Source organism: Pseudomonas izuensis (assembly GCF_009861505.1).
In the GTDB taxonomy this organism is placed as follows: domain Bacteria; phylum Pseudomonadota; class Gammaproteobacteria; order Pseudomonadales; family Pseudomonadaceae; genus Aquipseudomonas; species Aquipseudomonas izuensis.
Genome location: NZ_WTFT01000052.1, coordinates 1 through 12790 on the forward strand (window position 1 = coordinate 1; position 12790 = coordinate 12790).

13 protein-coding genes and 1 pseudogene are annotated in these 12790 nt (G+C 60.7%); 11 read left to right on the forward strand and 3 right to left on the reverse strand.

Annotated features, from left to right (window positions below; translation table 11 throughout):
* The first annotated feature begins 65 nt into the window (after positions 1–65).
* Positions 66–683 (forward strand): TPM domain-containing protein, encoded by a 618-nt coding sequence (locus GPL81_RS29615; protein ID WP_160109614.1) that lies wholly within the window; start codon positions 66–68, stop codon positions 681–683.
* A gap of 305 nt (positions 684–988) precedes the next feature.
* The gene (locus GPL81_RS29625; RefSeq protein ID WP_160109627.1) at positions 989–2149 is read left to right on the forward strand and encodes a class I SAM-dependent methyltransferase; all 1161 of its coding nucleotides are present in this window, start codon (positions 989–991) and stop codon (positions 2147–2149) included.
* 84 nt (positions 2150–2233) lie between these two features.
* Here GPL81_RS29625 and GPL81_RS29630 read toward each other — a convergent pair whose 3' ends face one another.
* Positions 2234–3124, reverse strand: coding sequence for a DMT family transporter (locus GPL81_RS29630; RefSeq protein WP_160109616.1), 891 nt, complete (start codon positions 3122–3124; stop codon positions 2234–2236).
* A gap of 300 nt (positions 3125–3424) precedes the next feature.
* On the opposite strand from GPL81_RS29630, the gene GPL81_RS29635 reads away from it, so the two are divergent.
* The 3 genes from GPL81_RS29635 to GPL81_RS29645 all read left to right on the forward strand — a co-directional run bounded on the left by GPL81_RS29635 (position 3425) and on the right by GPL81_RS29645 (position 4839).
* Positions 3425–4006, forward strand: coding sequence for a DJ-1/PfpI family protein (locus GPL81_RS29635; RefSeq protein WP_160109617.1), 582 nt, complete (start codon positions 3425–3427; stop codon positions 4004–4006).
* A gap of 14 nt (positions 4007–4020) precedes the next feature.
* Positions 4021–4326, forward strand: a complete 306-nt coding sequence (locus GPL81_RS29640) for a ribbon-helix-helix domain-containing protein (protein WP_160109618.1) — start codon at positions 4021–4023, stop codon at positions 4324–4326.
* Positions 4327–4494: 168 nt separating this feature from the next.
* Positions 4495–4839 (forward strand): YegP family protein, encoded by a 345-nt coding sequence (locus tag GPL81_RS29645; RefSeq protein ID WP_160109619.1) that lies wholly within the window; start codon positions 4495–4497, stop codon positions 4837–4839.
* Positions 4840–4981: 142 nt separating this feature from the next.
* On the opposite strand, the gene GPL81_RS29650 is transcribed toward GPL81_RS29645, so the two are convergent.
* Positions 4982–6001, reverse strand: coding sequence for a DUF4917 family protein (locus GPL81_RS29650; protein WP_160109620.1), 1020 nt, complete (start codon positions 5999–6001; stop codon positions 4982–4984).
* 152 nt (positions 6002–6153) lie between these two features.
* On the opposite strand from GPL81_RS29650, the gene GPL81_RS29655 reads away from it, so the two are divergent.
* The 4 genes from GPL81_RS29655 to GPL81_RS29670 all read left to right on the forward strand — a co-directional run bounded on the left by GPL81_RS29655 (position 6154) and on the right by GPL81_RS29670 (position 10947).
* Positions 6154–7062, forward strand: a complete 909-nt coding sequence (locus tag GPL81_RS29655) for a LysR family transcriptional regulator (RefSeq protein ID WP_160109621.1) — start codon at positions 6154–6156, stop codon at positions 7060–7062.
* 247 nt (positions 7063–7309) lie between these two features.
* Positions 7310–8503, forward strand: a complete 1194-nt coding sequence (locus tag GPL81_RS29660; RefSeq protein WP_160109622.1) for a CaiB/BaiF CoA transferase family protein — start codon at positions 7310–7312, stop codon at positions 8501–8503.
* Complete coding sequence (locus tag GPL81_RS29665) at positions 8500–9426, forward strand: hydroxymethylglutaryl-CoA lyase (RefSeq protein ID WP_160109623.1); 927 nt, start codon at positions 8500–8502, stop codon at positions 9424–9426. The genes GPL81_RS29660 and GPL81_RS29665 overlap by 4 nt, the downstream gene beginning before the upstream one ends.
* Positions 9427–9615: 189 nt before the next feature.
* Positions 9616–10947, forward strand: coding sequence for an MFS transporter (locus GPL81_RS29670; protein ID WP_160109624.1), 1332 nt, complete (start codon positions 9616–9618; stop codon positions 10945–10947).
* A 77-nt stretch (positions 10948–11024) separates the two neighbouring features.
* Here the strand turns inward: GPL81_RS29670 and GPL81_RS29675 are convergent, their stop codons facing one another.
* Positions 11025–11513 (reverse strand): DMT family transporter, encoded by a 489-nt coding sequence (locus GPL81_RS29675; protein WP_160109625.1) that lies wholly within the window; start codon positions 11511–11513, stop codon positions 11025–11027.
* 77 nt (positions 11514–11590) lie between these two features.
* Between GPL81_RS29675 and GPL81_RS29680 the strand changes: the two genes are divergently transcribed.
* A complete protein-coding gene (locus GPL81_RS29680) occupies positions 11591–12508 on the forward strand; it encodes a LysR substrate-binding domain-containing protein (protein ID WP_160109626.1) in 918 nt (305 codons plus the stop codon).
* Between the two features lie 177 nt (positions 12509–12685).
* Positions 12686–12790, forward strand: a pseudogene (locus tag GPL81_RS29685) (LysE family translocator); the annotation flags it as partial.

Sequence of the window (12790 nt, forward strand, 5' to 3'; positions counted from 1 at the left end):
GTTTCGGGGGCGGCGGTTCGTCGGGCGGCTGGTGATAAAACAAAAATAATCGAGCATTTCAAGACATGGCATTACTGACTGAACACGAACAACGCAAAGTTGCCGAGGCGATTGCCAGGGTCGAGCGCGACACCGATGCCGAATTGGTGACGGTGCTCGCGGCCCGCGCCGACGACTATGCGTACATCCCGCTGCTCTGGGCCAGCCTGCTGGCGCTGGTGGTGCCGGGTATCGTGCATTACCTGACAGGCTGGCTGACCCTGCACAGCCTGCTGCTGGTGCAATGGATCAGTTTCATCGTCCTGTGCCTGGTGTTCCGGCTGCCGAAAATCACCACCCACCTGATCCCGCGCTCGGTACGTCACTGGCGTGCCTCGAACCTGGCGCGCCGGCAGTTCCTGGAGCAAAACCTGCACCACACCGTGGGCAGCACCGGCATGCTGATTTTCGTCTGCGAAGCCGAGCGTTATGTGGAAATCCTGGTGGATGAGGGGATCTCCAGTCGTCTCGACAACAAGAACTGGGACGCGATTGTTGCGGCGTTTACCCAGCAGGTGCGACAGGGGCAGACGTTGCAGGGCTTCGTCAATTGCGTCGAAGCCTGTGGTGAGTTGCTGAAAGTGCATGTGCCGGTCACGCATGTGCGCAATGAATTGCCGAACCGGTTGGTGGTCCTGGGCTGAACCTCTGGTCCCTGCCCACAGGGGATCTGCACCGTTCGGGAAATTACCCGTGCCCTCGCACCCCATCCCCCCTAAAATACCCGCCATTCCCGATCCGCACCGCCCTGAGGCCGTTTTTTCCATGTCTGTCACCGCCACTCCCGCCAGCCTCGCGCCGGATNNCCCCCCCCCCTCCCCCCCCCCCCCCCCCCCCCCCCCCCAAAAACCCCCCCCCCACCCCCCCCCCCCCCCCCCGGGGCTCTTTTTTCCCCGTCTCCACCCCCCCCACTCCCGCCAGCCTCGCGCCGGATCATCACGCTCAATTTATCGACTTGCTGCAAACCAGCCTCGATCAAAATGCCTTTATCAAACTGGTGCTGGCCAAATACGTCGGCGATGAGGCTGACCTGCAGCGGATCATCATCAAATCGGTGACGGTCAAGGCGCAGCCGTGCTTGTCGTTCGTCTATCGCTACAAGACGCGAGACATCACCAAGAACCTGCCACTGGCCGAAGGCGTCGCGACCATTGCCGGTCTGTTGCCGGCGGCGTTCAAAAATGCGCATTTGTTATCGCTGACCGACGAAGCCCAGCTCGAATACAGCAAAAAGGGCAAGAGTTCGCTGTTCAAGAGCCAACCCCAGCAATTGCGCGAGGTACCCTCCGCCGAGCACAACCGCGAGAAGAACCGCTTCCTTGAACTGAGTCGGCCGTTTCTCGCCGACCTGGGCGTGACCAACAAGCAACATGAGCTGATCCCGGCGATGTCGCGCAAGTGGAAGCAGATCAACAAGTTCATCGAGGTTTTCAGCCATGCCCTGACTTCATCGCCGCTGGCGCTGGACAAACCGGTGCGGGTGGCGGACTTCGGATCGGGCAAGGGCTACCTGACCTTTGCCATCCATGACTACCTGCGCAACACCTTGAAGGCCGAAGGTGAAGTGACGGGTGTCGAGCTGCGTGAAGACATGGTCACCCTGTGCAACACAGCGGCGGCCAAGCTCGAGCATCCGGGGCTGGTGTTCAAGTGTGGTGACGTGCGCAGTGTGGCGCCAAGCGAACTGGACGTGATGATCGCGCTGCACGCCTGCGACATCGCCACCGACTATGCAATTCATACCGGCATCCGCTCCGGCGCTTCGATCATCATGTGCTCGCCGTGCTGCCATAAACAGATTCGCCTGCAAATCCAGAGCCCGGCATTGCTCAAACCCATGCTGCAATACGGTTTGCACCTGGGCCAGCAAGCGGAGATGGTCACCGACAGTTTGCGCGCGCTGTTCCTCGAAGCCTGTGGTTACGAAACCAAGGTGTTCGAGTTCATCTCACTGGACCACACCAACAAGAACAAGATGATCCTGGCGGTCAAGCGCGCCGAGCCGATTGATCCGACCCAACTGTTGGCGAAGATCCAGGAACTGAAGGATTTCTACCACATCACCGAGCATTGCCTGGAAACCCTGCTGCGGGCCGACGGTTTCCTCTGAAACGCTACAAAACTGTGGGAGCAAAGCTTGCTCGCGATGGCGTCCTCGAGACCGCTATCGCGAGCAAGCATTGCTCCTACAGGTTTAGGCGGTGGCGACTTGCGCCGGTTTGACTGCCGTCTTGCGCCCCAGCATCACGGTCACGATTACCCCGGCAGCGAACAGCCAGGTAATCGGCTCGACATGCTCACCAAAGAACAACGCTGAAAAGGCGATGGTGAAGAAGATCTGCAGCAACTGGATCTGACTGACCCGGGCAATGCCACCCATGGCCAGCCCTGCATACCAGGCGAAGAAGCCGATGAACTGCGAAAACAGCGAGACGTAGCCGAAGGCCCACCAGGTCTTGCTCGAAATCTCGCCCTGATGTTGCAGCGCCAGGTACGCCACCGGGCCGATCAGCAGCGGTGTCGACAACACCAACGCCCAACAGATCACCTGCCAGCCACCCATTTCCTTGGCCAACCGGCCACCTTCGGCATAGCCCAGACCGCCCACCGCAATGGCCCCGAGCATCAGCAAGTCACCGGCCTGAATGCTGCCGGCTCCGCTGATCAACGCATAGCCGAGTACCAGTGCACTGCCCAGTGCGGCGCAGGCCCAGAAGGCTTTCGACGGGCGCTCATGGGACAGCCATGCGGCGTACAGTGCCACGCACAACGGTTGCAGGCCATTGACCAGCGCGCCGTGGGACGCGGGCAGGGTTTGCATCGCCCACGCCGACAACACCGGAAAGCCAAGGATCACCCCGGCAATCACCAGGCTCAGGCCCTTGACCTGTTTCCATGTCGGCCATTTTTCGCGGCGCCACAGCAACAGCATTGCCGCAGGTACCGCCGCAAACAGCGCTCTGCCCAGGCCATTGAGCAGTGGATGAAGTTCCTGCACGACGATCCGCGTGAAGGGCAGGGTGAGGCTGAAAATGACGACGCCGAGCAGGCCGAGGGCCATGCCGGTGTTTTCGCGGGAGGACATGATGGCAACCAAAGTATTGGGTGAGGGGAAGTGCTGTTATATAGCCATAAACCCGGCATCTGCCGCTGTTACAGATAGGCGCAGAGTTATCCGTACAGTTTGAGGACGCCATCGCGGCGGTGCGGCGATCCGACAAGCCTTGCTCCCACATTGGAATGCATTCCCCTGTGGGAGCAAGGCTTGCCCGCGATGAACGATAACGCCGTTCTCAGGTAGTAGCCGGTTGTTACCTGACCCGCCGGATTAGGACTACCTTGAATACTCCTGCATGCCCACGCATTTTCCAGAGGAGTCCTCCCCATGGCCGCTAAAAAAATTCTGATGCTGGTCGGCGATTACGTCGAAGACTATGAAGTGATGGTGCCGTTCCAGGCCCTGTTGATGGTCGGCCACACGGTACACGCCGTTTGCCCGGACAAAACCGCCGGCCAGACCGTGCGCACGGCCATCCATGACTTCGAAGGCGACCAGACCTACAGCGAAAAGCCCGGTCATCTGTTTGCCCTGAATTTCGATTTTGCCAAGGTCAAGTCCGCGGACTACGACGCGGTGCTGATCCCCGGCGGTCGTGCGCCGGAGTACCTGCGACTGAATGAAAAAGTCCTGGAACTGGTGCGGGATTTCAACAAGGCTGGCAAACCGATCGCCGCCGTGTGCCACGGTGCACAATTGCTGGCGGCGGCCGGGATTCTCGAAGGGCGCGAATGCAGCGCTTATCCGGCCTGTGCACCTGAGGTGCGACTCGCCGGCGGTACGTATATCGAAATCCCGGTGACGGATGGTCATGTCCAGGGCAATCTGGCCACGGCACCGGCCTGGCCTGCCCACCCGAACTGGCTGGCCGGTTTCCTGGGGTTGCTGGGCACCAAAATCACGCTGTAACGAGGACGCCATCCATGTGCGAGCTCTACGTCAAAGCCGACCCGATTCTCTACGAATCGCGCTCCCGCTCGCTGCGCATCTGCGGGGTGGTGACGACCCTGCGGCTGGAGAATCAGTTCTGGGACATCCTCAGTGAAATCGCCGAGGTTGATGGCATGACCACCAATCAGTTGATCGCCAAGCTGTATGAAGAGGTGATGGACTATCGCGGCGAGGTGGTGAACTTCGCCTCGTTTTTGCGGGTGAGTTGTACGCGGTATCTGAGTCAGCGGCGGGTGGTGGCGCCGGAGTTGTCGGTGGTGCGGGCGGCGGTGAAGTAGATAGGACTGTGTCGACTTTATCGCGGGCAAGCCTTGCTCCCACAGTTCGGTGGCGTATGGCCTGTAGGAGCAAAGCTTGCTCGCGATGAGGTCGGAACAGGCGACAGAAATCCCGGGCTGGTCTTTACTCTGAAACGCGCAACCTCTCAATCGCCAAGGAGAAAGAGCATGTCCGGATGGTACGAAGTGAGCAAAAGCAGCAGCGGTCAGTTCAGGTTTGTGCTGAAGGCGGCGAACGCCGAAACCATTCTGACCAGCGAGCTGTACACCACCCGCGCCGCGGCCGACAAAGGCATTGCGTCAGTCCAGGCCAACAGCCCGCAGGATGAGCGTTACGAGAAAAAAACCACCAAGGACGGCCATCCTTATTTCAACCTGAAGGCCGGCAACCACGAGATCATCGGTGGCAGCGAGTCATATTCCTCGGCGGCTGCCATGGAAAAAGGCATCGCCAGCGTCAAGGCCAACGGGCCGACCAAGGTGATCAAGGACAAGACCCTTCCCGTCCTTTAAAAATACCTGTGGGAGCGAGCCTGCTCGCGAAGGCGTCGTGTCAGTCGACATCATTGTTGAATGGCATCCCGCATTCGCGAGCAGGCTCGCTCCCACAGGGGAAATGCATTCCATTTTGGTTGCGAGGGTGAGGCGTCAGACACTAAACCTCGACCGGCACCGCAAGCTTCGAACTCCCCAACGCATGCGTCTTCGAATCAAAAAACCGCAACTCAACCCCCGTGCCCTCGAACACCTTCGCGTAATGCCGTTTCTGATGCTGGATGAACGCCTTGCTGCGCGGATAAATCGAGATCGCCACCACCTTCGGCTTCGCCTGGCGCAAGGCGTGCACGATATGGCTGTCCTGCTCGCCCAGCGCATGGCCGAAAATACACAAGCCGTCGTCGTGGCCGAGCAACTGGTCGTAGCAGAACGACAGATAATCCGAGCTGCGAATGGTCTTGAGCTTGTCCGCGCTCGGTCCTTCGTTGACGAACAGCGGCACGTCGTCGAGGGTTTTGATCGTGTTGTTGATGGCGAAACTGCCCAGCAACGTGCCCTCGGTCGACATCAGTTTGCGCGCCGTGCCGTCCTGGTTGCGCACCAGATGCAAGCCACCGTGCAGGTACAGCAGGCGAGACTTGTCGGTGGCCTTGGCGCTCAGGTCGAAGGCGGGTTCGGCGCCGTGGAACAGGTCGGTGATCGCCTGCGCTTGATGCTCGATTGCCCAATGGTTGAGCAGGTCGTAATTAGTGGTGAATACCGTGCGATAACTGGCCAATTCCCGATTGATCGTCGCCAGGGTCGAGGCCTCGACCAGCCGCCATGGGATGTGCACCGCATGCACGGTGTTGATCAGCGCTTCCTTGATCGCGTAGTAACGATTGCGTGGTGCAGCGGAGCTGACGGCCAGGGCCTTGTTGACCCGGCTGGTGGTCTTCAGCGCGCTCAGCACCTGCTCGAAACTGCGCGTCTGCATCGCATCGAACACGCTCAGTTCGGACGGGCTCAGGGGCTTTTCTTCGACGGTGCGGGCATTTTCAAACAGCGAGTCATAGCCGAAGTCATCCCACACCGCGCGGCTGGCGCCGTTGCCCACCAGCAGACCGCCGAACGCAACGCTGGTGCGCAAGGCGTTCCAGTCTTCAAGGTGGGCGTCGACATCCTGGAAATCGGTCATTGCGATCAAAGTCTCAAAGCAAAAGTTTTGATGGGCGGCGACTTTATCACGGCGGGCATCGAGATTTTCCTCTGTGCGTACCAAGCCCGCCACGGCTCGGGCGAAGAACGTTATGCTGCGGCTTCGCCCGAACCGACATCGCCGAGTCCCAGATGCTGCAGAAAAGCCTGATCCGCCGCCTCGACCTGATCACCCTGCAACTGTTCGTCGCCGTCCATGAAGAGGGCACGCTGACCCGCGCCGCCGCACGCGAAGCGATTGCGGTGTCGGCGGCGAGCAAGCGTTTGATGGAGCTGGAAGAAGCACTCGGCATCAGCCTGTTCGTGCGTCAGGCCAAGGGCATGACGTTGACGCCGGCCGGGGAAACCTTGCTGCACCACGCCCGGCAGATGTTGTTCAACGTGGAGAAAATGGGCCTGGAGCTGGGCGAGCACAGTCACGGTGTGCGCGGTTATGTGCGGATGCTCGCCAACCTGTCGGCGATCATCCAGTTCCTGCCCGAAGACTTGCGGGACTTTTCCGAACAACATCCCCAGGTCAAGACCGACCTCGAAGAGCGTCCCAGCGCCGGGGTGGTTCAGGGCGTTCTGGATGGCGTGGCCGACCTCGGGATCTGCTCCATCGACAGCGACATCAAGGGCTTGCACAGCGTGCTCTACCGTCAGGACAAACTGGTGGTGTTGATGCTGCCGGATCACCCACTGGCCAGCCGTTCGAGCCTGGCATTCGCCGATACGCTGGACAGCGATTACGTCGGGCTGCATGCGGCCAGTTCGATCAACATGCGTACCCACGCGGCGGCGCGTGAAGCTGGCAGGGTGCTGCGGGTGCGCATCCATGTGCCGGGTTTCGACGCCATGTGTCGCATGATCCAGGCCAACATGGGCATAGGGGTGCTGCCGCAGCGGGCCTATGAATTGTTTGGCCGGGCGTTGGGTTTGCATGCGGTGCCGTTGACCGATGACTGGTCGGATCGGGCGTTGATTCTGGTGGTGCGGGACGAGGCGTTGCTGTCGCCGGTGAGCCGGATGTTGTTTGAGCATTTGCGCGGGGCGAACTGAAAGCTCTCTGTTGAATTCACCGGCCTCATCGCGGGCAAGCCTTGCTCCCACAGTGTTTTGAGTCGGGCAAATATCCTTTGACTGGCCGAAAACCCTGTGGGAGCAAGGCTTGCCCGCGATGAGCGATTTCAAGTCGATCACCTGCGTTCGCGTTTCGCGAACGCCCGTTGCCAACTGAAGGTTGGATTCCCTGGGCATCGGTCCTCTAGCCTTGGCCACATATTCCAAGAACAAGAGGTACCCCGCGATGACTGCCCCGTTAAGTGCAATCAAAGTGATCGAGATCGGCACGCTGATCGCCGCGCCGTTCGCAGCGCGCATGCTGGCCGAGTTCGGCGCTGAGGTGATCAAGATTGAAGCCATGGGGCAGGGCGATCCCCTGCGCAAATGGCGCAAGCTGCACGAAGGCACCTCGCTGTGGTGGTACCTGCAATCGCGTAACAAGAAGTCGTTGGCGCTGAATCTGAAATCCCCTGAAGGCATTGAACTGGTCAAGCAACTGGCGACCAGCGCCGACGTACTGATCGAAAACCTGCGCCCCGGCGCCCTGGAAAAGCTCGGCCTGGGCTGGGACGTGCTGCACGCGCTCAACCCCAACCTGACCTTGGTGCGGATTTCCGGTTATGGCCAGACCGGCCCGTACCGCGATCGTCCGGGCTTCGGTGCCATCGGCGAGGCCATGGGCGGCATCCGCTACACCACCGGCACTCCCGGCTCGCCGCCGGCACGGGTGGGCGTCAGTCTTGGCGATTCGCTGGCTTCGCTGCACGCGGTGATCGGCGCGCTGATGTCGTTGCTGCGGGTCAAGACCGGGCAGGGTGGCGGGCAAGTCGTCGATGTGTCCCTGGCCGAAAGCGTGTTCAACGTCATGGAAAGCCTGGTGCCGGAGTACGACATGCTGGGGCATGTGCGTGAGCGCAGCGGCGGTGCGCTGCCGGGCATCGCGCCTTCCAACACCTACCTGACGGCCGATGGCGCCTATGTGGTCATCGCCGGCAACAGCGACCCGATCTACCGTCGTTTGATGAGCACCATTGGCCGTATGGACCTGGCCGAAGCGCCGGAATTCGCCCACAACGACGGGCGCGCGGCCAAGAGCAATCTGCTCGATGCGGCAATCACCCACTGGACCAGCAGCCTGCCGATCGACGAGGTGCTGGCGGCACTGGAGGCCGCCGAAGTCCCGGCCGGGCGCATCTATTCGGTAGCCGATATCGTTGCCGATCCGCACTATCAGGCGCGGGACATGCTGCTCAATGCCGAACTGCCGGGCGGTGCGACGGTGAAAATGCCGGGCATCGTGCCCAAGCTCTCGGAAACCCCCGGTGGCGTGAACTGGTCCGGCCCCGGACTGGGCGAGCACACGGATGGCATCCTCGCGCAGCTTGGTCTGACGCTGGCGGACATCGAGCGCCTGAAAGTCGAAGGAGTGGTGCAATGATCACTGATTATTCCGATAGCCTGATCGTGCAGGAAGTCTCTCCGCGCGACGGCTTGCAGATCGAACCGACCTGGGTCGAAACCGTCGACAAGATCGCCCTCATCGATCAATTGTCCCTGGCCGGGTTCAGTCGCATCGAAGGCGGTTCGTTCGTGTCGCCCAAGGCCATTCCGGCATTGCGCGATGGCGAGCTGGTGTTCAAGGGCATCACCCGCCAGCCGAACGTGATCTACGTCGCCTTGATCCCCAACCTCAAAGGCGCGCAACGGGCGCTGACCTGCAACGCCGATGAGCTGAACCTGGTGATGTCCGCCAGCCAGACCCACAACCTGGCGAACATGCGTATGCGCTGTGAAGACTCGCTGGCGGCGTTCGGTGAAATTGTCCAGTTTGCCAGTGGCACTCGGGTGCGACTCAACGCCAGCATTGCCACCACCTTCGGCTGCCCGTTCGAAGGCAAGATCGATGAAGACCGGGTGTTGCAGATCGTCGACGCCTATCAGGAACTCGGCATCCAGGGGGTCACCCTGGCCGACACCACCGGCATGGCCAACCCGCGTCAGGTCGACCGTTTGGTGCGGCGAGTATTGCAGCGAGTGGCGCCGGCGAACCTGACCCTGCATTTCCACAACACCCGCGGCCTGGGCCTGTGCAATGTGCTATCCGCCTACGAGGCCGGTGCCCGCCGCTTCGATGCGGCACTCGGCGGGCTCGGCGGTTGCCCGTTTGCACCGGGGGCTTCGGGCAACATCTGCACCGAAGACCTGGTCAACCTCTGTGATGAAGTCGGTATTTACACCGGGATCGATCTGCCGCTGTTGCTGAAGCTGTCACGAGGGCTGCCGGCACTGCTTGGCCACGAAGTGCCCGGTCAACTGGCCAAGGCCGGACGTAATTGCGACCTGCACCCCGTGCCCTCCTGACCCAACACCGCCCCCCTCTGTGGGAGCAAAGCTTGCTCGCGATGACTGAGTCACATCCAACATTGATGTCGACTGATACACCGCTATCGCGAGCAAGCTTTGCTCCCACAGAAAGCGTGTTCAAAGATGTTCTTAACCAGACAACAAAAACAATCGGACACCTACGGGAAGTCCGCCTGGAGAAACGCAATGAGCCTCAATGCACTGGAGGCCGGCGCGAGCCCGGCCGTTAGCCACGATGAAGAAAAAGCCCTGGTCAGCAAAGTCGCCTGGCGATTGATGCCGCTGATCATGGTCTGCTACCTGTTCGCGTTTTTCGACCGCATCAACATCAGCTTCGCCAAGTTCCAGTTGCAGACGGACCTGAGCCTGAGCGATACCGCCTACGGCCTGGGTGCCGGGTTGTTCGTGGTCGGTTACGTGATTTTCGAAGTGCCCAGCAACATGATGCTGTACAAGGTCGGCGCCCGTCGCTGGATCGCCCGGATCATGATGTCCTGGGGCCTGGCCACCGCGCTGATGGTCTTCGTCAACAGCGAATGGCAGTTCTACGCCCTGCGCTTCGTGATTGGCGCGATGGAGGCGGGTTTTGCGCCGGGCGTGCTGTATTACCTCACGCTGTGGTTCCCGCAACACTATCGTGGGCGCATCACCTCGATGCTGTTCCTGTCGTCGGCCTTTGCCGGTCTGGTGGGCGCGCCGTTCTCCGGGCTGGTGCTGCAACACCTCGACGGCTTCCTGCAAATGCGCGGTTGGCACTGGTTGTTCCTGCTCGGCGGCGTGCCGTGCATCGGCCTCGGTTTACTGGTGCTGACCCTGCTCAAGGACCGCATCGAAGACGCCCATTGGCTGACACCTTCGGAGAAGACGCTGCTGGCCAGTCGCATCGCTCACCATGAACCGCACAAAAGTGGCGGCTCGTTGCTGGCGGCGCTGAAAATTCCGGGTTTCCTCACCCTGGGCCTGATCTACTTCCTGATTCAGGTGGCGTCCTACGGCTTGAATTTCTGGGCACCGCAACTGATCCGCAGCGCCGGTACCGAGAGCCCGGTGATGATCGGTCTGCTGACGGCCATTCCGTACATCTGCGGCGCCATCAGCATGGTGGTGATCGGGCGCTTGTCCGACGCCTCCGGCGAACGGCGCAAGTTTGTCGCAGGGCTGGTCGCGGTCGGTGCAATCGGCTTCTTCAGCGCGGGCATTTTCGCCAACCACACGACCTTCCTGATTGTTGCACTGGGCTTGCTCGGCGCCGGGATCATCGCCTCGATCCCGAGCTTCTGGACCCTGCCACCGAAACTGCTGGCCGGTGCCGGCGCAGGGGCTGCGGGCGGGATCGCGGTGATCAACACCCTGGGCCAGTTCGGTGGCATCGTCAGTCCGGTCATGGTCGGACGAATCAAGGACCTGACTGGCAGTACTACCCCGGCGCTGTATGTGATTGGCGTTTGTGCGCTGATCGCGGTGGCGCTGTTGATGTGGGGATTGCCGCAGAAACTGCGGACCCTCGACAAGGCGTAAAAATCGCAGACTGCGGCAGTTCCCACAGCGACCACGCATCCCTGTGGGAGCTGCCGAAGGCTGCGATCTTTTGATCTTCAAGAAGCTGCAATCACCGCTTTGGCTGGCGCGTTTGCAAACTGAATCAACACGACCCCGCCAATCAACAACAGCACCCCCGCCAATCGCGGCAAAGTGACTTGCCGTTCCAGCAACCCAAACCACCCAAAGTGATCCAGCACCAGCGACGCCATCACTTGCCCCGCCAGCGACAGGGCCAGGAACCCTGAAGCACCCAGCTTGGGCAATAGCACCACCGCCAACGAAATGAAACACACCCCGAAAGCCCCCCCGGCCCAGATCCACAAGGGGGCCTTGGCTATGAGTGCCATAGAAGGCAGTGGCAAGCGCATCGCCAGTATGATCGGCAACAACACCAGAATGCTCACCAACAACGACACCAACGTCGCCCACAATGGATGGCCCAGGCCGCGTCCAAGGTTGAAGTTGATCGCACTCTGGAAAGGCACCACCGCCCCGGCAATCACGGCGAGTAATAGAAGACCGATTCCGTGCAGCGTACTCATGTTCATGCTCCAACAGGTTTTGCTGGACTCTAGAGTATTCGTCGCGCAGATTTAAATTCCGTTTTGTTATCCAGAACATGCATCAGATGAATGATCTGCGTCGCATCGACCTCAACTTGCTGGTGATCCTCGACACCTTGCTCAGCGAGCAACACGTGACCCGTGCCGCCGAACGTCTGCACTTGAGTCAACCAGCCGTCAGTCATGCCCTCGCACGATTGCGCGATCTGCTTGGCGATCCGCTGCTGGTGCGTGCCGGCGCCAGCCTTGTACCAACCCCGCGAGCGCTGGAGCTGATGGCGCCGCTGGCTGAAGCCCTGGCCCAGGTGCAATCGCTGCTGGCGCCGAATGGCTTCGAACCTGCCACCGCCAAGCGCACCTTTCGCCTGGCGATGTCCGACTACGGTGCCGCTATCGTCCTGCCGGGATTGACCCGTTTGCTGCGCCGCGAAGCGCCGGGCATCGATCTGCAAATCAGCCATGCCAGTCGCGAAGGTATGCTCGACGGCGTGCTCAACGGTGACATCGATATTGCCGTCGGCGTGTTTCCGGAAATGCCCAACGAGCTGCGCAGCACGCTGCTGTTCGAAGAGCACTACGCCTGTCTGGTAGACCGCAACTCCGTGCCTGTCGATGGTGCGCTCGATCTGCCCACCTACCTGAGCCGCCCGCACGTCCTGCTGGAAATGCGCGGCAGCGGCACGCCGGAAATCGAGCGAGCATTGACGACTTTGCGTGAACGCCGTCGAGTTGCCATCAGCCTGCCGCACTGGAATGTCGCCCCGGAACTCATCAGCGGCACTGACTTGATCCTCACTGTCGCAACCCGTGCCTTGCGCGACATTGATCAGCAGTCATTGGTCGTCGTGCCGCCACCGTTTCACATTCCGTCGTTTGATTTTGTGCTGGTGTGGCACAAGCGACGGGGCGGGGATCAGGCGTTGAGTTGGTTGAATCAGAAAATAGCGGAGCGGGTAGCACAGGATAGAGGGTGAGCGTTTGGTGTTGGGAACGGTAATTAGCGAAGGCTCGACACCCACTTGGCTAAAACCGCGTCAACTGTCGCGAGCGGCCGTATGCGGGAATGAAGTTCTTCGACGATCAGTCGGTCGACGACTAAAAACCTGATATAGACTGGCCACCATTCACCAAACGGTTCAAAAGGACTTCCCATGACCCCATCGCTGCTAATGGCCGTACTAGCTTCGGGTTTTATCTACGGCATCACCCCCGGGCCGGGTGTGCTGGCGGTGTTCGGGATTGGCGCGGCGCATGGG